General features: G+C 44.0%; 18 protein-coding genes. 8 read left to right on the forward strand and 10 right to left on the reverse strand.

The window, feature by feature from the left end; all coding sequences use genetic code 11:
* Window positions 1–390 precede the first annotated feature (390 nt).
* Together FGL90_RS04405 and FGL90_RS04410 are read right to left on the reverse strand one after the other, a co-directional pair.
* The gene (locus FGL90_RS04405; RefSeq protein ID WP_147657070.1) at window positions 391–924 is read right to left on the reverse strand and encodes a DUF1697 domain-containing protein; all 534 of its coding nucleotides are present in this window, start codon (window positions 922–924) and stop codon (window positions 391–393) included.
* Window positions 921–1,637: a GTP pyrophosphokinase gene (locus FGL90_RS04410; protein WP_147657071.1), complete on the reverse strand. Its 717-nt coding sequence runs from the start codon at window positions 1,635–1,637 to the stop codon at window positions 921–923. The genes FGL90_RS04405 and FGL90_RS04410 overlap by 4 nt, the downstream gene beginning before the upstream one ends.
* Window positions 1,638–1,780: 143 nt before the next feature.
* Between FGL90_RS04410 and FGL90_RS04415 the strand changes: the two genes are divergently transcribed.
* Window positions 1,781–3,403 (forward strand): ABC-F family ATP-binding cassette domain-containing protein, encoded by a 1,623-nt coding sequence (locus FGL90_RS04415; protein WP_010619074.1) that lies wholly within the window; start codon window positions 1,781–1,783, stop codon window positions 3,401–3,403.
* 59 nt (window positions 3,404–3,462) lie between these two features.
* Here FGL90_RS04415 and FGL90_RS04420 read toward each other — a convergent pair whose 3' ends face one another.
* Complete coding sequence (locus FGL90_RS04420; protein WP_147657073.1) at window positions 3,463–4,926, reverse strand: amino acid permease; 1,464 nt, start codon at window positions 4,924–4,926, stop codon at window positions 3,463–3,465.
* 132 nt (window positions 4,927–5,058) lie between these two features.
* On the opposite strand from FGL90_RS04420, the gene FGL90_RS04425 reads away from it, so the two are divergent.
* On the forward strand, window positions 5,059–5,562 hold the full coding sequence (locus tag FGL90_RS04425; protein ID WP_010619072.1) for a DUF2798 domain-containing protein: 504 nt from the start codon (window positions 5,059–5,061) through the stop codon (window positions 5,560–5,562).
* 69 nt (window positions 5,563–5,631) lie between these two features.
* On the opposite strand, the gene FGL90_RS04430 is transcribed toward FGL90_RS04425, so the two are convergent.
* The 3 genes from FGL90_RS04430 to FGL90_RS04440 form a co-directional block, all read right to left on the reverse strand.
* Complete coding sequence (locus FGL90_RS04430; protein WP_010619071.1) at window positions 5,632–6,276, reverse strand: DNA alkylation repair protein; 645 nt, start codon at window positions 6,274–6,276, stop codon at window positions 5,632–5,634.
* Entirely contained in the window at window positions 6,273–6,737 is a 465-nt protein-coding gene (locus FGL90_RS04435; RefSeq protein ID WP_010619070.1) for a hypothetical protein, read from the reverse strand. Before FGL90_RS04435 ends, FGL90_RS04430 begins: the two co-directional genes overlap by 4 nt.
* A 65-nt stretch (window positions 6,738–6,802) precedes the next feature.
* A complete protein-coding gene (locus FGL90_RS04440) occupies window positions 6,803–7,768 on the reverse strand; it encodes a quinone oxidoreductase family protein (protein ID WP_010619069.1) in 966 nt (321 codons plus the stop codon).
* A gap of 161 nt (window positions 7,769–7,929) precedes the next feature.
* Here FGL90_RS04440 and FGL90_RS04445 point away from each other — a divergent pair, with 161 nt between their 5' ends.
* Window positions 7,930–9,357 carry an APC family permease gene (locus FGL90_RS04445; protein ID WP_010619068.1) on the forward strand — a complete coding sequence of 476 codons (1,428 nt, stop codon included), beginning with the start codon at window positions 7,930–7,932 and terminating at the stop codon, window positions 9,355–9,357.
* Between the two features lie 40 nt (window positions 9,358–9,397).
* On the opposite strand, the gene ppdK is transcribed toward FGL90_RS04445, so the two are convergent.
* Together ppdK and FGL90_RS04455 are read right to left on the reverse strand one after the other, a co-directional pair.
* On the reverse strand, window positions 9,398–12,049 hold the full coding sequence (gene ppdK / locus FGL90_RS04450; RefSeq protein WP_147657075.1) for a pyruvate, phosphate dikinase: 2,652 nt from the start codon (window positions 12,047–12,049) through the stop codon (window positions 9,398–9,400).
* A 217-nt stretch (window positions 12,050–12,266) separates the two neighbouring features.
* Window positions 12,267–12,884, reverse strand: coding sequence for a helix-turn-helix transcriptional regulator (locus tag FGL90_RS04455; protein ID WP_147657077.1), 618 nt, complete (start codon window positions 12,882–12,884; stop codon window positions 12,267–12,269).
* 181 nt (window positions 12,885–13,065) lie between these two features.
* Between FGL90_RS04455 and FGL90_RS04460 the strand changes: the two genes are divergently transcribed.
* Both FGL90_RS04460 and FGL90_RS04465 read left to right on the forward strand, forming a co-directional pair.
* On the forward strand, window positions 13,066–13,497 hold the full coding sequence (locus FGL90_RS04460) for a MarR family winged helix-turn-helix transcriptional regulator (RefSeq protein ID WP_147657079.1): 432 nt from the start codon (window positions 13,066–13,068) through the stop codon (window positions 13,495–13,497).
* The gene (locus FGL90_RS04465; RefSeq protein WP_187240443.1) at window positions 13,494–14,150 is read left to right on the forward strand and encodes a YczE/YyaS/YitT family protein; all 657 of its coding nucleotides are present in this window, start codon (window positions 13,494–13,496) and stop codon (window positions 14,148–14,150) included. Before FGL90_RS04460 ends, FGL90_RS04465 begins: the two co-directional genes overlap by 4 nt.
* 33 nt (window positions 14,151–14,183) lie before the next feature.
* Here the strand turns inward: FGL90_RS04465 and FGL90_RS04470 are convergent, their stop codons facing one another.
* A complete protein-coding gene (locus tag FGL90_RS04470) occupies window positions 14,184–15,308 on the reverse strand; it encodes a glycosyl hydrolase family 8 (RefSeq protein ID WP_010619063.1) in 1,125 nt (374 codons plus the stop codon).
* Between the two features lie 196 nt (window positions 15,309–15,504).
* Between FGL90_RS04470 and FGL90_RS04475 the strand changes: the two genes are divergently transcribed.
* The 3 genes from FGL90_RS04475 to FGL90_RS04485 all read left to right on the forward strand — a co-directional run bounded on the left by FGL90_RS04475 (window position 15,505) and on the right by FGL90_RS04485 (window position 18,190).
* Window positions 15,505–16,347, forward strand: a complete 843-nt coding sequence (locus FGL90_RS04475; protein WP_010619062.1) for a DegV family protein — start codon at window positions 15,505–15,507, stop codon at window positions 16,345–16,347.
* Between the two features lie 40 nt (window positions 16,348–16,387).
* The gene (locus tag FGL90_RS04480; RefSeq protein ID WP_147657081.1) at window positions 16,388–17,233 is read left to right on the forward strand and encodes a hypothetical protein; all 846 of its coding nucleotides are present in this window, start codon (window positions 16,388–16,390) and stop codon (window positions 17,231–17,233) included.
* 177 nt (window positions 17,234–17,410) lie between these two features.
* Complete coding sequence (locus FGL90_RS04485) at window positions 17,411–18,190, forward strand: SDR family NAD(P)-dependent oxidoreductase (RefSeq protein ID WP_010619060.1); 780 nt, start codon at window positions 17,411–17,413, stop codon at window positions 18,188–18,190.
* A 72-nt stretch (window positions 18,191–18,262) separates the two neighbouring features.
* On the opposite strand, the gene FGL90_RS04490 is transcribed toward FGL90_RS04485, so the two are convergent.
* Complete coding sequence (locus FGL90_RS04490; RefSeq protein WP_147657083.1) at window positions 18,263–20,224, reverse strand: elongation factor G; 1,962 nt, start codon at window positions 20,222–20,224, stop codon at window positions 18,263–18,265.
* Window positions 20,225–20,261 lie beyond the last annotated feature (37 nt).

The raw sequence follows: 20,261 nt of genomic DNA on the forward strand, positions 1-20,261 counted from the left end.
GTCTTGCATTTCCGCAATCCCAAGCTTTTGGATCCTACAAACTTCCTGAAACACAGAACCCCTCCACCTCTCGATGGAAAATCCTTTGACGAATCTACGGAAATTGCCGCAATCCCAAACTTTTGAGTCGTTTCAAACTTCCTGAAGCATCTCGACTCTTTCCATCTTTCAACAGAAAACACTCTGACGGATTAACGGTCAAATCAGTGGTTATTGTCTCTTGAAACGGTACAAACGCTAACATTCGAGAAGTCAATCAGATGAGGTTTATTTCTTTCCTCACAAGTAAGATACCACTTTTTGAAAACGATTACAACCAAAATACTTAAAATCTTTGTGACTTTTTTATCAATCATGATGAATGCCTTGATATATAAGAGATTAGGGCTTCTAATTTATTTTAAAATTAGTCATCTTTTTCGCCTTATCGAGGATTTTTTCCAGCGTATTTCCATTTCGAATTGTCATCTGTCGGTAGTACGGATTCTTCATCAATTTTGAATACTCACTTTTAAAGTAACCCTTTCGATCCGCAAATGAAGATGACCAAAAAATGATATTCTGCGTCATAAAAACGGCCTCATACTCAGTGTTTAGTTTCCCAACATGTTGGAGCACCTTCTCGGCCGGCACATTGTCTAACAAAAAAATGGCATTATGTCGCCAGCCATCATCCTGCCGCCACCAATCTGGCAGATTATCGAGGGCTGCTCTAATCACCTGTTCATCGACTATCAACGTTTCAATTCCAGCTGGTAATTCAAGCTGTAAGGTTTCTTTTGGATCGTCATACACAATAACCCCGGTCGCCCCAATCGTCTCTGCTTCCGAATGACCCTTATTCGCAAATAGTTGGCGGACGTCCGCCATTAAGAGGCGCCGCTTACCACCAACATTAACGCCGCGCAATAACATTACTTTCATGACCGTTTAATCTCACCGTCTTCATTTAAATGCTGATAAATTTTCTGCATTTTGGTTTCGATTTCCTCAAGCTCATCCGAATATTCTTGCAAATTTGAGCCATACTGATCAACTAACTCCTGATTAATGTCCGTTTTATAGCGCAATTTGTGCTCCAAGCTTGCCCACATATCCATGCCAACGGTTCTAATCTGGATTTCGACCTTAACGTCTTGACTGCCAGACGCCTGAAATACGGGTACTGACACAACTAAATGCAAACTTCGATAGCCACTTGGTTTGGGATTTTTAACATAGTCTTTTCGCTTAAGTAACGTGACATCGGACTGATTAACGAGGATTTTCTCCACCAAGTAAATGTCGTCTAGGTAGTTGGTCACAACTCGAAGTCCAGCAACATCAGAAATATTATCCTCAATGTTTTCAACTCTCCGATCAAGCCCCTTTTTATCAAGTTTCTTCATTAAACTTTGAACACTTTTAATTCGTTCCTCAATATGATGAATGGGGTTATGATCATGTTTCACTTGAAATTCAGAATCTAAGTTTTCAAGCTTCGTCCCAATCTCATTTGCACCGGCCTGGGCCAATGCAAACAGTTCATTAAGTTGCTCTAGCTCAGCGATTGCAGGCTCTTCAGGAACGCCACGCTCACTTCTAAAGTCTTTCGCAATTTGTTTGAAATCCATATAACTTTTTCGTTCTAGTATCATTGAATTCCTCCTGTATATTAGCTACCAGTATTATACTATTGTTTCACATGAAACATCGTTCATTTGTTCCCGCGGCTCTTATCTGATAGTATAGGGGGACGATAAAGGAACTCGAAAAATAAAAATTAAAGCGAGGTATAAGCTTGTTAACTGTAAATAATGTATCAATGTCTTTTTCTGATCGAAAACTGTACGATGACGTCAATTTAAAATTCACCCCCGGTAACTGTTACGGAATTATCGGTGCAAACGGTGCAGGTAAATCAACTTTCCTGAAAATCCTTGAGGGCAACCTTGCCCCAACTTCCGGCAAAGTTTCAATGGGCCCCAACGAACGAATGAGTAGTTTAAAGCAAGATCACTTTGCTTTCGATGATCAAACTGTTTTAAACACCGTTCTCCAAGGCCACGAACAACTGTACAAAATTATGGCTGAAAAAGATGCCATCTATGCTAAACCAGACTTTACCGATGCAGACGGCCTGCGCGCTGCCGAATTAGAGGGTGAATTTGGTGAAATGGACGGCTGGAACGCCGAAAGTGATGCAAGTCAGTTGTTACAATCACTGGGAATTCCTGAAAGCCAACACGATTCTTTAATGAAGGATTTACCAGAAAGTGACAAGATTAAGGTCTTGTTAGCTCAGGCCCTCTTTGGTAAACCAGACGTCCTACTTTTAGACGAACCTACCAACGGACTTGACCCTCAGACGATTAGCTGGTTGGAAAACTTCCTCGCCGACTATAAAAATACCGTCTTAGTTGTCAGTCATGACCGTCACTTCTTGAACGCCGTTTGTACCCATATCTGCGACGTTGATTTTGGTAAAATTGAACTATTTGTCGGTAACTACGACTTCTGGCTTGAAAGCTCTAAGTTAGCACAAAGCTTAAAAGCCCAATCAAATGCTAAAAAAGAAGATCAAATCAAACAACTGCAAGAATTTATTGCCCGTTTCTCGGCCAACGCTTCCAAGTCAAAACAGGCCACTTCTCGAAAGAAGCAACTAGATAAAATCACGTTAGATGACATCAAACCCAGCTCACGTAAGTACCCATTCATTAAGTTTACACCAGAACGTGAACTTGGAAATGACTTGCTTCGCGTTGAAAACGTCAGCAAGACCATCGACGGCGAAAAAGTTTTGGATAACGTCAGCTTCATTCTTCGCCCTGGCGACAAAACAGCCTTCGTTTCCCGCTCTGATGCAACAACTAGTTTACTGATGCAAATCATTGCCGGGACACTTGAGCCAGACACTGGTACCGTTACTTGGGGCGTGACAACAAACCGAGCTTACATGCCAAAGGATTTGACCCCTGAGTTTAGCGACGACCGGTTTGATATTTTGGAATGGTTACGTCAATATGCTAGCAAGGAAGAAAGTGACAATACCTTCCTTCGCGGCTTCCTGGGTCAAATGCTGTTTGCAGGCGACGAAGTTTTGAAGAAGGTAAACGTCCTTTCCGGTGGTGAAAAAGTCCGGAGTTACCTTTCTAAGTTAATGCTTAGCAAAGCAAACGTACTCCTTTTAGACGATCCGACTAACCATTTGGATCTTGAAAGTATTACAAGTTTGAACGATGCATTGGTTGATTTTGCTGGCTCTCTCATCTTCACGAGTCATGACCACCAATTCATCCAAACGATCGCCAATCACTTGATTGAGGTTGGACCAAAGGGAATCGTTGACCTGCCTGACACGACTTATGACGAATTTTTAAATCATGAAGCTAGCCAAGCAAAAATTGAAAATATCTACTAAATTGAAAAACGACTAGATGATCTAATCTTGAATGATTAGACTTTCTAGTCGTTTTTTGTTTACGCATCAAACTGAATTGACCCGGTGACCAATGCGTAAATTCCAACCAACGCCATTAGGAAAATGACCGAGCAAACCACTATTTCAGATTTATTGAAATGGGAATGCCGTTCTCGCTTCCCTTTGAAAAAGAATGGAAGACCTAGTGACCACACAATTGCGGCCAGCAGTAAGTACCGGAATCCTGCGCCATAAATCATAAAGAAAACAAACAAGATTGCGATACAAGCAGTAACCCCTGAGTAAACTCGCTGTTGCGTTGACCGATTAGCAAATCCGGTTCCCACAATCACACTTTTAAGCGCGTAGATGGACGAAAACAGGTACGGAATCAACGCCAGTGAAGTTGAAAACGAGAGCAACGTAACGTAACTCGACTTATCAATTCCGGCAATAATCATCAAAACTTGGGTAATCCCCGTCGTAATTAATAGTGAATTGCGCGGTGCTTCATTTTGATTGAGGCCGTTCAACCACTTTGCAGCAGAACCACCTCTACCCGCCAAACGTACTTCTTCCGCACTCAGATTAACCCAAGCAATTAAGGCCCCCAGCACAGCTAAAATCAGGCAAATATCAATTAACGTGCCGCCCCATGAACCAACCATGTGGGTCATTAAACCCGCCATTGACGGGTCATGTAATTGACTAATTTTTGAAGGCGCCATTAATCCTAACGCCAGCACCGTTGTTCCAACAAGAAGGAATACGACGATTAGGGCGCCGATGATGGTTGCTTTGGCAACATCCGCCAGCTTCCGAGCTCGCGTTGCGAAAATAGTCCCAGATTCCAAGCCAATCAACGTCCACATTGTTGCTAAGAGCACCGTTTTACTTTGATTAAATAGTGAAACGTGCGTCCATTTGCCCGTTGCGACAGACATCACCTGCGTAGAGGCAAAACTATGCATGAAAATATGCGGATTAAACTGAATAATTGCCAGCACAATGAACAATACAATGGGAATAATTTTGATAATCGTTGTGAAATTGTTGAGCCTCGTACTCGACTTAACCCCGCGAAGCACAAAGTAGTTCACAATCCACAGCACGGCTGACGCACAGATGATTGCCGGCCAGGTCGTTCCCTTACCAAAGTAGTCAAAGATTCCGAAGCTCCCAAGCGCCGAAAATAGCACGACTAAGTAACTTGCATTTCCAATGGCATCCCCTGCTCCGTGACCAAACGCACCAATAAAGCCACCAAGGTGACCAAATGCATTTCGAGACCAACCATAAATCCCATCATCAATGTTGGATTGCTGCAACGTTAGGTTACTATAAACGGATACCAAGGACAGCATTCCGATACCCACAATTGCCCAACCAATTAAGATGCCGGCCGGATTGGCGCCACCCGTCACCGTCGCGGGTAATGCAAAGATGCCTGACCCAATTGAGCTCCCGACGATTAACGCAATTAACCCACCTAATCCAACTTTTCCATCATTTTTTGTTTCCATTATTTTGTTCCCTCTAATCAAACCAGATTTAAATAAAAGCGTTCTTCGTTTACAAGTGAATTTGTAAACTTGTTAGCACCGCTAAAAGTATAGTTCTTTTTTAGAGGGATTAGAAGGTACGACTTATACAAAATGCCAAAAAATTTAAAAGAAGAAATTGTTTTCACCGCCATCATGGCCGGACTAATGGTCTTTGTGATGGTTTGTTACAACGTTGCGTTAGTACAAGGATTTACGGACGGATTCCTATTAAACTCTATTAAGGAATATCCCGGTGGCTTACTTGTCGCAATCATCTTGGACCTACTAGTCGTTGGTCCCATCGCTAAGGGTCTCGCTTTCAAATACATCATTAACGATTACATGAAGAAAAACGTTGTCCTCATCGGAATCACCATCTCAGTTATGATGGTTCTTGGAATGGTTTCATGCATGTCACTTTTCGGAATTATCATGGCCGGTAACGTCGGCGTTGCAAACTACTTCCATGCCTGGGGCTTCAACTTTATCGTTGCTTTACCACTTCAATTAATCATTGTTGGACCAATCGCCCGAGCTGTTTTAGGCAAGATGCAGGCTGCATCAGCCAAAGCTCAAGCAAAAGTTAACGAAAAGGCAAATGAAGAAGTCGACTAAACATTTATAAAAATCACTAGCAACACAAAAATTCCTCAGCAAGTTTTAAATGCTGAGGAATTTTTTTGCTCATAAATATTTACTGCCTTCCTTAACTGCCAACCGACTCATTTGGTGCGCCACTAAAAAGTGTCGTACCCAAGCTGGGTCCGTTTTGCTGTACTGGCGCAGCGACCAGCCAATCGCCTTTTGGATGAAAAATTCATCCGTCTCCTGGTCAGCCAGTATGGCCTTCGTCAACATCGTCAGATTTGTATTTCCTTTTTCCATTAATTGTAAGTTGATGGCAACCCGGCGCTCCCAGAAATTGTCACTGCCAAAGAACAGGTCAAATACTGCCTGCTTTTCTTCCAGGTGCCATTTAATATACTTGCCAAACATGGTTCGCCAGGAATCAACGCTATCCCACCAGGATTTCTGAGTAATAAACTGTTTGAAATAGGCAATATCTGAAAATTGCCAGCGCCGGACATTTTTATCCGCCAAATCAATCGCAAGATACTGGTACTCGCGCTCATCCCGCTCATAGAGTGTTTTAATCCACTGGCGCAATGATTCAAGATCCATCGTGCTACTCAGCTTCAGTAGTGGCTTGCTTTGCTCTTTACGTTCCGGCGCCTTTAACCCGATGAACTCGAAACGATTCCTCATGTAAGCCGCCATCGCCGCTGCGTTTTCCGGATTACCCGTAAATTCAAAATCTAATTTCATCATAAATACGTTCCCTTTATGATAAAAAAGGTTCCCCGAATGGTTCCTGCCAAAGTTGACCGTTGCTTAGCGAACTTAAATTTCCCTTCAAATTCTGCCGGAATTTCCATCCCGTCGCTCAATTTGAATCCAACAGCTCGCTTAGCCCCTTCTTCCAAACCGTATAGAACATTCACCGCCAACCCATTTTCATAAAAAACGCAAGCGTAGCGATTGCCACCAGCTTCAAATGACGTCACTTCTAATGGTTGATATGGGAAAACAAGGTCTCTTTCCTGGCAAATCGATTCGATCCACGCTAAGGTGTCTGGATCATCTGCGGCCGGGACAGTGATAAACTCATGCTTGAATTTGTTCCAGAAATAACGGGCTTCGTGGGCTCGCATTCCAGCGAGTTTCTCTGCAACCGGTGAGCTTCCTAATCCAATTGTTGCGACGTTTTTGAAATCAACTTTGTAGGCCATGAGGTTCCCCTTTTCATTTTGTTGAGTTGAGTATACCAGTAAATTTAAAAAGAAAATAGATTGATCTATTTCCCATCTGGCACCAGCACCAACTTCTCCTTCACGCCACCAGTTTGCAATAACTCATGTGCCTCGCGCGCGAAAGAAAGTGACTTAACCAAAACCTGATCATCCAACAAGTTTCCTTGTGCAAATTGATCATTCAACACTTTGGCGGCGACTTGCAATTGTGGTAACTCAGCGTGACTAATCACAAATCCAATAAGTTGCTTGTCAGTGGTGTAAAAACTTCGTGACTCCAAAGTGGCGTTAACATCTGCGGGCGTTGTAATCATTCCAATTTTGCCACCCAACGCCAGCAAATTCACATTCTCCTGCAAAGCCACTTTCCCAGAGGTATCAACAATGACATCGACACCACTCGCACTAGTTTGCCAATTGCCATGGTAATCAAGAGTTTTATCGCTGCCAAGCCTTTTTAAGTTATCAAAATCATTCGGATTCGAAGTGGTCAGAACTCTTGCACCCATTGTGTGCGCCACTTGAATGAGCTTGGTTCCAACGTGGCCAGCAGCTCCCTCAACCAGCACCTTTTGTCCGGATTCAAGCTGCAAATGATGCTGCAGGAGAATAACGGCAGTTGCTGCAGAATGGACTGCCGCAATCAGTTGAATCGGATCAACACCATCCGGTACCGCGTTCAATCGCTCAGCTGGAATCGCCGCAAATTCACTGGTAATCCCTTGGCGCCCGTCATAGCCCATGCTGTTCGTCCAAACGAGCTGACCGGCGTGAAATTGCGTCACCTGTGACCCGCTTTCCAGCACTTCTCCAACGGCATCCCGACCAATCACAAACGGAAAGGTCAAGTTGGTTTTAAATCCTCCACTTCGGACAAACGTATCAACATTATTGACGGACACCGCCTTAACTTTGATTAACACGTCATCTTCATGCAGCTCGGGAGTCGGCAACTCGCCAAATTGAATTTCACCGGCATCCCCCACTTGATTGATATATGCAGCTTTCATATCCACTCATCCCTTTATTAATCTAGTTTCATTGAACGCCACTCTCTCACCAAATGCAACTTCAAATTGTACATTTATTGCGCTAGTTGTCTCCATAGTGTATTCTGATTATGGCTTATTTGTAAGCGCTTGCCTATCTATAAATAGGAGTTGATATCAATATGGCGACTAACTCAGTCAAACGAAACGTTAGTTCACTCAGCCTCATTTCTTTGGGGGCTGGTGGCACTATCGGTAGCGGTTGGATTTATACTAATAGTCAGTTTTTCAATGAATACGGTGCTGGTGGGGAAATATTTGGTCTCGCCCTCGCGATGGTTTTTGCAATTTTAGCTTCCCTCTCCTTTGCCGAGCTTTCCACCATGTTCACGCGTTCTGGTGGGGAGATTGTTTACGGCTACATTGCCTTCAAAAAGCCGGGCGCCCTGTTTGCGGCCTGGACACTTCTCGGTGGCTATCTAAGTGCACTTGGCTTTTACGTCACCGCCTCCAGCCTTCTCATTTCCCAAATTGTTCCGGAAATTGCGGTTGGGCCGTACTACTCCTTTGCCGGCATCAAAGTCCATTACTTAGAGTTGGCAATTGGGGTTGCCATTACCTTGCTGATTTTCGCCATCAACTACCTGGGGGCCCATTTGACGGGACGAATTCAAACCATCCTGGTCATCGGGCTAGTCGTACTAGGAGCCATTCTGGTCGCGGTCGGCTTTAGCCAAGGCTCCTTCAACAACTTTTGGCCAGCGTTCACCAGCAAACAGGCACCACTCCCCTCGATGATCCGGTTCATTTTACCAGCCATGACGTTCATGACCGGCTGGGAATCGGTCGCGACCATGGCAGAAGAAGCAAAAATGCCGGCCCGCAAAATTGGCTTAATTGTCATTGCTTCCATCGTTGCTGCGGGCGCCTACTACATTGTTGTGCTCCTCTCCTCCGCCTTCGTTTGGCCTTGGCAGGAAACGGCAAAAATGCAAATGGGAACAATCGATGCCTTCACGGCGGCAGGTTTCCCCATTCTTGGTACGGTGGCCCTCATTATTTCAGCGCTCGGATTACTAACCAGTTTCTTGAACTTATTTTCAGCTTCATCCCGGTTAATTTTATCCCTCGCACGGGGTCACATGTTGCCAAAACCATTAGCAAAAATTCATCCGAAGTATGGCACACCGACTAACGCTTTATGGGTCGTTTTGGCACTTATTTTGAGTATTGGTTGGTTGGGCAAAGGCGCCTTGGTCTACTTCCTAGACATGGGTGGTTTCTTGATTGCTTTGGCCTGGGCATTCAGTACGTTGTGCCTTTTCAAAATTCGCAAACGGTACCCTCAACTAATTGGCGGCTTTCGCAATAAGACGTTACTTTGGCCCCTTTTAGGTGGGATAGCAGCATTAGGAATTGCTTTGATTACAGTGACCCCTAAAACTGATTACTCGCTTATCTGGCCTTACGAATACGTTCTGCTTGGGGTCTGGATTGTTCTGGGCGCTGTGGGTGTCTGGTGGGGTCGCAAGATTCCGGTGACAGACCGCGATTTACTTGGTGATACGATTATGCAGGATTTGGAAAAGCACGATATTAGTGGAAACTAAAAATCATGAGCAAAAATCTGCTCATGATTTTTAATTTGGCCTAGGCCGTCTTTGCTGCCAAAGCTGGTGTCTCTGCGCCAGCCTGTCGTAAGTGTGCCTGTGCTGCCGCCAAACGGGCAACGGGCACGCGGTATGGTGAACAAGAAACGTAAGTCACTCCAATTTGCTCAAAGAACTCAATGGAGGCTGGATCACCACCCACTTCTCCACAAACACCAATTGGGAGCTGTGGTTTCGTTTGACGCCCTTTATCAATTGCAATCTTCATTAACGCACCAACGCCTTCCGTATCCACGGTTTGGAACGGATCAGCCGGTAAAAGTCCCTTTTTGATGTACTCCGGCATGAATGAGCCCACATCATCCCTTGAGTAGCCGAAGGTCAGTTGCGTCAAATCGTTGGTCCCAAAACTAAAGAAATCAGATTCCTCAGCAACCTGGTCAGCGGTCACACATGCTCGTGGCATTTCCATCATGGTTCCAACCGTATAATCAAGCGTCACGCCCGCCGCCTTAGTTGCCTGGTCAATTTGATTAACGACCAGTTCCCGAACCCACGCCATTTCAATCTTGGAATCCGTCAAAGGAATCATGATGTGTGGCGCCACTTTCAAGCCTTCATTTGCCAACTTCAGTGCCGCCGTCATAATCGCCTGGACCTGCATTTCATAAATATCAGGGAAGGTCACTGCCAACCGGTCGCCTCGGTGGCCTAACATCGGATTTAACTCCTTCAAAGAGCTGACCCGCTCTTTAATCTTGCTGGTAGAAATTCCAGTTTGCTCAGAAACTTCCGCAACTTCTTTTTCATCATGCGGTAGAAATTCGTGCAAAGGTGGATCCAGCAAGCGAATCGTGACCTCTTTATGCTCAGCTAATTTGTATAGCTCGTAAAAATCACCTTGTTGCATTTGCAGGAGCTTGGCGAGTGGATCTTTGCGTCCTTCTGCATCTTCTGCCAAGATGAGGCGCCGCATTTGGACGAGGCGTTCTGGCTTGAAAAACATGTGCTCAGTTCGCGTTAACCCAATACCATCTGCATCGTAATCCAATGCTTTTTGGAAATCCTTTGGCGTGTCAGCATTCGTGTAGACACCCATTCGGGAATACTCTTTCGCCCACTCCAGCAAAACCGACAAGTCGCCTTTGACGGTGACCTCAGTGGTTTTAATTTGCCCCAAATAGAGATCTCCAGTTGTCCCGTTGACGGATACCCAGTCGCCTTCATGAATAATTTGCTGCTTAACTTTGGCTTCCTTGGCCTGATAGTCCACGTTCAATTCGTGTGCCCCAACAACCCCAGTTGCGCCCATTCCGCGTGAAACTACGGCCGCATGGGAGGTCATTCCGCCTCGGGACGTCACAATTGCCTGACTGACAATCATACCGTCAATGTCTTCCGGCGATGTGTCTTGCCGCAGTAAAACCACTGGGTGCCCCGCCTCACTTGCCTGTTTGGCATCCGCTGCAGTGAAGTAAACCTGACCAGTCGCAGCACCCGGAGACGCTGGTAGGCCAGTCGTTAAGATTTGATGTGCCGCCAGTGCTTCCTTATCAAATTCAGGATGAAGCATCGCCGAAATAGCGTCCGGTTCAATTCTCAGTAATGCCTGCTTTTTGGTAATTAGGCCTTCGTTCACTTGATCCACTGCAATTTTAACGGCCGCATACGCTGTTCGTTTGCCATCTCGTGCTTGAAGCAGGAACATCTTTCCCTTTTCAATCGTAAATTCGAGATCTTGCATGTCCTGGTAATGGGTCTCCAATTTTTCTGCGGTTTCGGCTAATTGATCATACAAAGCTGGCATTTCAGTTTTCAAAACGCCAACATCTTGCGGGGTTCTGACACCGGACACCACGTCCTCGCCTTGCGCATTCAGTAGGTACTCACCAAAGAGGGCCTTTTCACCAGTTGCTGGGTTGCGAGTAAAAGCAACACCCGTCCCAGAATTTTCGCCCGCATTACCAAAGACCATTTCCTGCACGTTGACCCCAGTGCCTAGGTTTTCAGAAATATGATTCTGCTTTCGATAAACTTGTGCCCGATGATTATTCCAAGATTCAAAAACGGCATTGATTGCTGCTAATAGCTGCGTTTTCGGATCCTGGGGAAAATTTCCTTTATCAGATGTTTGATAGATTTCTTTAAATTCAGTCACAACTTGTTTAAGATCTTCCGCTGTTAACTCTAAGTCAGAAGCATAACCGTTTTTCCGTTTGATATCGGTTAGCACCTGGTCAAAGGCCGCTTCATCAAGTCCGTACACCACGTTTCCAAACATTGCCAGCAGTCGTCGATAGCTATCGTAAGCGAACCGCTCATTATTAGTGGTTTGTGCCAAAGCTTTTACTGTCTGATCATTTAGCCCAATATTTAAAATGGTATCCATCATGCCGGGCATCGAAATTGCAGCACCGGATCGAACAGAAATAAGTAGGGTATTGTCATGACTATCAAATTGCTTCCCTGTTTCTTGGCTAAGCTGTGCAATTGAAGCGTCCAGCTGAGTCAATAGATCAGAGCTTAAGCTCAGGGTGCGTTGATAAGCGTGACACGCCTCCGTTGTAATGGTAAAGCCATGAGGAACGGGTAGCCCTAAGTGGGTCATTTCGGCTAAGTTGGCCCCTTTTCCTCCTAATAAATCACGCATATCCTTATTTCCTTCAGAAAAATTGTAGATAAACTTCGACATATTATCCCTCTTTCCACTAAATGAAACGTCATATTTAAACATTTATAACGTATCTTATTTAGTGGGAGATTGCAAGCGCTTTCCAAAAAAGCTCAGTGGTATAGTCCGTCTCACCTAGCTTTAGTAATTCCTCATTCCTGATATAGGGCGTGGATTTATACCATTACAATAAACAAAAAGAACACCCCAAAAGGTGTCCGATTTCTTTACCAAAATTTTAAATTTGTCCTCGTTCAATAAAATGCTGAAATATTCGATTTTTAGTAATTTTCCCGATTACTTTAAGCGACCCTTTTTTCTCAACGACTGGCAGTGAATCTACCTGGTGTTTTAGTAATAATTTTCCAGCTTCCATGACCGTTGTTTGCGGCGTGGCAGAGATAAGATTGGGCATTCGCGTCATGATGACACTGGCCAGCATGGATTCAGGATTTGTACTATTAAAACTAGCTCGTAACAAATCTTTCCTAGAGATAAGGCCAACAATTTGCTGTTGTTGATCCACAACGTATAGTGAGCCAACATCCTTTAGAAATAACTTTGAAACAGCCTCTTGTAAGCTAGCTTCGTCGTTAATTTTAGTGGGTGCCAACATAATGTCACCTACCGGAATATCATATAGGTCGTCATAATCAACATTAACTAACTGATCTCCTTGGTAGCGATAGCCGACTTTGGGTCGCGACTTTAAAACACCGACCGTCGTTAATAATCTTAAATCGCCACGAATCGTTGGAACGCTGAGCCCCAAAGTTTTGGCGATTGTGTCGCCTGTCAATGGACTCGTTTTTTTGAGCATATTAATTATTTTCGTTTGGCGATCAGTAAACTCCATCGTCATTAGCCTCCTCCATTGATTGTGCCTTTTATATCACGTTATTAATATGAATTATTATAGCATTTATTCGGAATCTTGATGACTTTCATTTGCAGAAGACGACACCCATTTAATTGACAAGTCCACTAAACGGGTCATACAATGGATAAGTCCATTAAATCATTGGAGGCTTTTCATCATGCAATATCATCATTTTAGTCAATACATTGCCGGAATTTATCGGCGGTCAAAGAACGATTTTAATCATCAAATTGAAGCTTTAGACGTGCACGCCACTCAAAGTGACCTGCTGATGTTTATCTATGAACATCCCGGCCGCCAGCAAGTCCAAATTGCCCAGGAAATGAGCGTTGATCCAAGTTTGCTTGCCCGCGACTTAACCGTTTTGGCGAAAAAGGGCTGGGTGACTCGAACCCCCGCCACCACCGATCGGCGGGCGAAAGTAGTTGCGCTCACGGTTGCCGGAGAAGCGCTCGCACAGGAACTAACCGAAACGATGGCCAAATGGTGGCAATCACTATTTAACGAATTAGCCGATTTTGACGTTGACGATTTCGATACCAAGCTAACTGATATCTACAATGTTCTACTAAAGCGTGACCGCCCATGACCCTTAGCAAACACATTATCTATGAGCTAAAACACGTTTGCTTACTGGTTCTTGGATTGCTCATCATGTCCGCCAGCGTTGCCTTAGCAAAAATTGCCACGCTTGGTACTTCTCCCATTTCAAGTGTGCCAAACGTTTTGAGTATGTTGGTTCCCCTCACAATTGGCCAGACAACTATTCTATTCATGATTCTGATTATCCTTTTGGAATGGGTCGTCCTTCGCAAAGATTTTGGCTGGATGAATTTGATTCAACTTCTACCCTCAATTTTATTTGGTGCCATGATTGACTGGTTCGTTAACCAATTTAGCTTTTTACAACCTAGTGTTTATTGGGAACAAATGGGCCTCACGCTCATTAGCGTCGTTCTTTTAGCGACCGGGGTTTTCTTTGAAGTTAACTCACGAACCCTCATGATGGCCGGCGAGGGAATTGCAGCTGCACTAGCCTTTCGCTTTAAAAAGCCATTCGGGACGATTAAGGTGCGGGTCGATATTTCGATGGTCATTGCGGCAGTTATTCTGTCACTCGTTTTCGCTCACGGTCTGATTGGCGTCCGAGAGGGTACGGTCATTTCAGCACTGTTGACCGGCAGAATCGTCGACTGGTTTGAGGAGCATTTAACCAAGTTTACAAAATGGGTTCAAAATTAAAAGCAATCAGAAATTTCTGATTGCTTTTTATGTTTAACTTAACGCCGTCACAACTTCCAAAGTTGCTGAGAAGTAATTCTTTTTCTCAATTGATTTTGGCAATTGTTTCGTTGTTTTTGTTTGTAAACTCTTCTGCTTCAACGTCTTCGCTGCAAAGTTAACTGGCGCCGTGAACGCGGTATTAACGTAGCTGTTCACCGCTTTGCCGCCCAATGTATAAACGGCGGTCACCTTTGAACGTTTGTTGAAGAAGGTTAACTGCTTCTTGAGGGCTTTCTTCGTGGTGCTGTCCTTCTTTATCTTGTAGGTTTGTGCCAATCTCCATGGAACACGGCAGGCATTGTAGCCGTATTGATCATCACTGGCCCCTTCAATTTGATAAGCAGAGACGGCAGCTAATTTGATACTGCTGCCTGTGGCTTTGATAAAGTCGGGGAACAGTCCCGTTTTATGGCGGGCGCTCAATTTTTTAACAGCTGTCTGACTGTGACTAGCAACTTTCGTCCAAAATGAATCCTTTGTGTAAGTTGCAAAGGTCTTAAAGTAGCCGGTTGTTAAATCTGAGGTTCGTAATTTGCTTTGATCATAGCTTCTGGTTGCCCAATTCCCCATCTTAGGGAGATATGTGGTCTTATTAATTTCATTTTTCTTAATGGCCTTTAAAATATTCTTAGCGGCCGCTTTATAGTTTGTGGTTTTACTTCCCCACTTTTTATCTGCTAGAATTAGAGAGTAAGCAATATCCAAATCACCATCAGTGGCACTATTTTTTTCGGATCCGGTGCTGGTCATTTTTCCGGAACGCTTCGTTTGCTCCCATTCCATGAGCGGATTGCTACTAGAAATTCGGTGCGCCCGATAATAACGATAAAATTGATTGAACGTCGTATGCGTATTCGCACCCTTTTTGGCTGCCAAAACGGTGGCAAGCATCCCGTAGCCTTGACCCTCAGACACGGCCTTTGTTGCTCCCTGTCCGTTATTAGATTTCACGTATTTCTGGGTCTTTCCACCTACATAAGCCTTCTTCCACTGGTTGTATAATGTAACAGATTGACTCGCCTCGGCCTTATGAAGCTTGGTGCTTGAACAACCTGCAAAAACACCAACAGCAATTGCCATACTCAGGATACTAAGTCCAATTTTTTTCAACTTCATGTTAAGAATCCCCTTTTATTGACTAATTACTTTCATTGTAGCGATATTTTCCGTTAGTATGGAGGTAATAAGACTATTTATCGAAAAAAATCTTAAAAATTAGTTAACGTCCTATAAGGTTCTTGTAAACCATTTTACCTAGTTTATAATACTATATAGTGACTTAAAGACTAAACTAATAAAGTTGGTGAACTAAATGCCCAATATCAAACTAGTAACAGACTCCGCAACGGGTCTAACTAAAGCCGAAATTAACCAATACAACATTACTGTTGTGCCATTAACCGTTATGATTGATGACGTTATTTATGTTGACGGCGTGACCATTACGAGCGATGAGTTCCCAAGTCTAATGCGATCAGCTAAAGCTTTACCGAAAACGTCTCAACCCCCAATTGGCAGTTTCGTCGACGCATTTGATCAGGCTGGCGAAGACGGAAGCCAAGTATTATGTATCGATATTATGGAAAGCATCAGTGGCACGGTTCACGCTGCTCATCAGGCCTCAATGCTCTCTACAGCAGACGTGACCGTCATCGACAGCAAATCCGGTGATCGTGGAAGTGCCTTTCAAATTTTGACCGCTGCCAAAATGATTGAAGCTGGTGCAACTCTTGACGAAATCACGACTGAATTGGAATCGATTCAGCAACGTACAAAAGCCTACCTATCCGTTGTCGACCTGCATAATTTGATTGCGGGTGGCCGAATTAGTAAAGCTGCCGGGATTTTAACCAATCTATTAAACGTGAAAATTGTGATTGAAATTGTGAACGGTGAGCTTGTCGTTCAGAAAAAGGGGCGGGGCATCAAACCAATTAACCGTTTTTTTGATAACATTTATGAAGAAATGAGTAGCGGTCCCAAGGTTAAGACAATTGGAATTTCCCATGTCGATGCACCCGAGCAGGCTGAAATAATGAAGACGGCCTTGACTGTCCAATTTCCGGACACTGAAATTTCCGTTAATGCCATCTCGCCAGTTTTGGCAACTCATGGTGGCGAAGGCGCGTTTTGTTTGTTCTATGAGACGGAATAGACTCATGTTATACTGTCATTAAACAGGGAGACTATCAATTATGAAAAAACAAATCAATCTATTATTATCTTTAGCCACAGTTGGTATATTTGCGGTAACAGGCTTAGCAGTCAGCCAGCAAAATGCTCAGGCTAAATCAGCTACCGTAAAAATCGGGACTCATTCTGTTCCTCGCGACTATTTGAATACAGATACTTACTATAAAACCACCAAAAAAGTTTCTGTAAATGCACACTGGTTTGCATCAAATAAGGAATTCAGTACCAAGCTAACATTGCCCAAGGGCACTGTCATAACGGGTAAAACCCAAATGATTCAAGTTGGTAAGAAATGGAAATCGGGACTCCTCTTAAATAAAAAGAATAATTTACGCTATAAGTACATTAAGTCAGGTATTGATAAGGGATACTCTCTGGCCCAAATAGATACGACCAACAAGGCAGCCTTTAGCAAGGTCAAAACGCCTACGTTTGTACCGACCTATAGCCATGGTAATTTAACAATCGGCGGTACTAGCGCCATTGGCTCTTCCTCTTCAAAATCCGTCCAGTTTACTTCCGATGGCTATGTTGAAGTTCACACGAATACCAATAAAAGTTACAACGCCCTAGCCTATTACCGAACACCAAGTGCTTCCGTAAAGATTACCAAAACGTCGGTTAAGGGTAGCTATCGTTACATTTATACAAAAACCAAGATTAAGGGATTAACCACAAAACACGTTAAGACGACTGGAAATTATCGTTATCGTTTAACGCTCAAAAACCAGCATAAACCAGTGTTCTTAGCAGGAGACCCAGATAACGATCTGCAAGCTGCCTACTACAGTCTTTACAGCCTTGGCGGTAAAACTTACTTTACTCAAATCGCGCAAGAGGCGGAATAAATTTAACTAACCGTACCCGTTTATACGGAAAGACTAGAATCCTAGCCTTTCCGTATTTATTTTTGACTTTTAAAAGAAGAAAATCCGAAATTGAAAGCTTTTTCTCATCTTGAATTATTTTCTGGATAAATTTACAATAAATATGTGATATATTTCACAATAAACGGAGGTAATATTATGGGTCGTTTAGATGGTAAAGTAGCACTGATCACTGGCGCAAAGAGTGGTATGGGACTTTCTGGAGTCAAACTTTTTCTTAAAGAAGGCGCTAAAGTCGTCGCAACTGACATTGTAACGGATAAGCTAAATGAAGAGGTAAATAAACTTAAACAAACTTATCCAAATGTTATTGGTGCAAAGTTAGACGTGTCTAACGCTGATGATTGGAAAGCCGTAGTGGATCTTGCTGTTAAAAAATTTGGCACAGTCAATGTTCTAGTCAACAATGCTGGTATTCATATTCCCAATGGCATTCTTGAAACTAAAGAAGATGATTGGGATAAAGTTATGAACATTAATGCAAAAGGCGTTTGGCTGGGAATGAAACAAGTCATCCCCGTCATGCAGCAAGCCGGTGGTGGATCAATCATCAATAATTCCTCAGTTTCTGCTCTGATTGGCGGCTTTGCAGATGCCCATAGCGTTGCTTATAGTGCCTCAAAGGGGGCGGTTACCTCCATGACTAGGCATGCCGCACAATGGTTTGCTAAGGATAATATTCGTGTCAATTCCGTTCATCCCGGTCCAATTTATACTGATTTGGCCAAGGATGCAGGAATCTCTTCGCAGGAAGCAATGGGAAAATTACATGTTGGTAGAATCAACTTGCCACCTTACGCTGGAGAAGCAGATGATGTTGGCTATGGATTTGTTTATCTAGCCTCTGATGAATCAAAGTTTACAACAGGGACTGAACTTGTCATTGACGGTGGCTGGGTAACTAACTCAACTATTTAATAAAAAAATAAATATTCAAAATGTTACATTCAAAAAGGGATGCTAGCGGATTAACCTGCTTGCATCCCTTTTCTACTTATTTGTCATTTTCATCAATTCATCTCGCGAATACGTATACTCAACGTGGGCCGCTTCAGGCACATCTTCCCACTGAACGGGATAGCCTGCCCCATGCGCACAAAATACGGAGCCCGGTGTATTTTCCAAATCAGACACCGGATGATAATCCTTCGTCGCAATAACATCATCCGCATTGTGACATGGCCGATAGCCATCAATCACACATTCTAGTTCCCCTTGTCCATGGGTATAAGCCCGCACTTCTTGAATATACCCCTGCATTTCGGAAACGGGCGCCACCCCGGTCAAAGTCGTTTGATCAACGCCGGTATCCGGTGTAACAAATTGACCACTCATTCGCTGAATATCGCTCATTGCGCGACCAATTTGGTCTTGCCCGACTTCTAGTCTAAACCGGTACCACGGCTCTAATAACTGGCATTCATTGCGTTCTTTTAGCATCATCAAGCCTTGGCGAACTGCCCGCCAGGTGGCTTCACGGAAATCGCCACCGACTGAATGCACGATGCTGGCTCTTCCCCCAACAAGGGTAATTTTCATATCGGTAATCGGCGACCCAGTTAGGACGCCAAGGTGTTCTTTAGCACCAAGATTGCTTAATACCTGATGCTGCCAATTTTTGCCGAGCACTTCGAGTGAGCAATTCGCATCAAACGTTAGCCCACTGCCTCTGGGTGCCGGCTGCATCAACAGATGAACCTCCGCGTAATGCCGTAATGGTTCGAAATGGCCAACACCTTCAACTGCTTGATTAATCGTTTCTTTGTAGAGAATACTTCCCTCGCCAAAGCCAATATCCAAATGGAACCGATCAAGTAAAATTTGCTGCAAGATTTCCAACTGAATTTCACCCATAATTTGAATTCGAATTTCCTGCAGATGCTCTGACCAAGAAACGTGCAACTGAGGATCCTCATCCTCTAGTTCCCGTAAGGCGTCAAGGCAAATATGTATCTCATTGTCTTTCGAATCCACAGCGTAGTTTAATACCGGCTGGATAGCTGGTATCGCTGCATCTGTTTCACCACCCAAGCCCTGACCAGGATGGGTGCCCGTCAGCCCTGGAATCGCACAAATTCCGCCGGCTGTCACTTCCTGAGCCACCGTAAACTTAGTGCCATTGTAAATCCGAAGTTGATTTGCCTTTTGGTCCCCTAGAATAACGTCCTTCGTGGCTATTTTGCCACCCGTTACTCGAACCCAAGTGAGTCGGTCGCCCTTTTCATCGTGTGAAATTTTAAAGACTCGCGCACCAAAATCAGGTTTAGTCGATTTCTCGCTAGTCCATTTTTCAACGCCAGCTAGGAATTTATCGACGCCATCAACCTTCAATGCCGCACCAAAATAGCACGGAAAGACTTGTCGTTGCAGAATCATTTGGCGAACTGTGTCATCGTCGAGGTCGCCGGTTTCCAAATAAGTATCCAAAACTACCTCGTCTTGCAATGCGATTTCTTCATAAGAGTCATCTGGAATTTCAGCTGAATCAAAGGCAACGCATCCCTGCGATAGTGTATCTTTTAATTGCGCTAAAACTTTATCCTTATCAGCACTATCCGCATCCATTTTATTCACAAAAATAAACGCCGGAACGTGGTATCGCTCAAGCAAATGCCAAAGAGTTCGGGTATATCCCTGCACCCCATCCGTCGCCGAAACGACCAAAATGGCATAGTCGAGCACGCTAAAAACTTGCTCAGTTTGGCTTGCAAAATCCGCATGTCCTGGCGTATCAAGTAACGTTAATTCAAGATTATTGTGCTGCAGAATGGCTTGATGGGAGAAGATGGTAATTCCCCGTTGTTTCTCTAAATCATCTGAATCAAGAAAGGCATCCCCATTATCCACTCGGCCCAGCTGACGCAGTGCACCGGTTTGGTAGAGCAGCGCTTCTGAAAGGGTTGTTTTGCCAGCGTCAACGTGGGCGATGATGCCTGCTACGATGTGTTTCATGATTGATTTCTCCCCAAATTTCTATTTTTAGTTTCAT

It is taken from the genome of Secundilactobacillus malefermentans (assembly GCF_008033155.1).
GTDB classification, from domain to species: domain Bacteria; phylum Bacillota; class Bacilli; order Lactobacillales; family Lactobacillaceae; genus Secundilactobacillus; species Secundilactobacillus malefermentans.

Bases quoted from the DNA above. Each gene is read 5' to 3' on its own strand.
- FGL90_RS04405 (WP_147657070.1), bottom strand. From the start codon at position 924: ATGAAAGTAATGTTATTGCGCGGCGTTAATGTTGGTGGTAAGCGGCGC.
- FGL90_RS04410 (WP_147657071.1), bottom strand. From the start codon at position 1,637: ATGATACTAGAACGAAAAAGTTATATGGATTTCAAACAAATTGCGAAA.
- FGL90_RS04420 (WP_147657073.1), bottom strand. From the start codon at position 4,926: ATGGAAACAAAAAATGATGGAAAAGTTGGATTAGGTGGGTTAATTGCG.
- FGL90_RS04425 (WP_010619072.1), top strand. From the start codon at position 5,059: ATGCCAAAAAATTTAAAAGAAGAAATTGTTTTCACCGCCATCATGGCC.
- FGL90_RS04430 (WP_010619071.1), bottom strand. From the start codon at position 6,276: ATGATGAAATTAGATTTTGAATTTACGGGTAATCCGGAAAACGCAGCG.
- FGL90_RS04435 (WP_010619070.1), bottom strand. From the start codon at position 6,737: ATGGCCTACAAAGTTGATTTCAAAAACGTCGCAACAATTGGATTAGGA.
- FGL90_RS04440 (WP_010619069.1), bottom strand. From the start codon at position 7,768: ATGAAAGCTGCATATATCAATCAAGTGGGGGATGCCGGTGAAATTCAA.
- FGL90_RS04445 (WP_010619068.1), top strand. From the start codon at position 7,930: ATGGCGACTAACTCAGTCAAACGAAACGTTAGTTCACTCAGCCTCATT.
- ppdK (WP_147657075.1), bottom strand. From the start codon at position 12,049: ATGTCGAAGTTTATCTACAATTTTTCTGAAGGAAATAAGGATATGCGT.
- FGL90_RS04455 (WP_147657077.1), bottom strand. From the start codon at position 12,884: ATGGAGTTTACTGATCGCCAAACGAAAATAATTAATATGCTCAAAAAA.
- FGL90_RS04460 (WP_147657079.1), top strand. From the start codon at position 13,066: ATGCAATATCATCATTTTAGTCAATACATTGCCGGAATTTATCGGCGG.
- FGL90_RS04465 (WP_187240443.1), top strand. From the start codon at position 13,494: ATGACCCTTAGCAAACACATTATCTATGAGCTAAAACACGTTTGCTTA.
- FGL90_RS04470 (WP_010619063.1), bottom strand. From the start codon at position 15,308: ATGAAGTTGAAAAAAATTGGACTTAGTATCCTGAGTATGGCAATTGCT.
- FGL90_RS04475 (WP_010619062.1), top strand. From the start codon at position 15,505: ATGCCCAATATCAAACTAGTAACAGACTCCGCAACGGGTCTAACTAAA.
- FGL90_RS04480 (WP_147657081.1), top strand. From the start codon at position 16,388: ATGAAAAAACAAATCAATCTATTATTATCTTTAGCCACAGTTGGTATA.
- FGL90_RS04485 (WP_010619060.1), top strand. From the start codon at position 17,411: ATGGGTCGTTTAGATGGTAAAGTAGCACTGATCACTGGCGCAAAGAGT.
- FGL90_RS04490 (WP_147657083.1), bottom strand. From the start codon at position 20,224: ATGAAACACATCGTAGCAGGCATCATCGCCCACGTTGACGCTGGCAAA.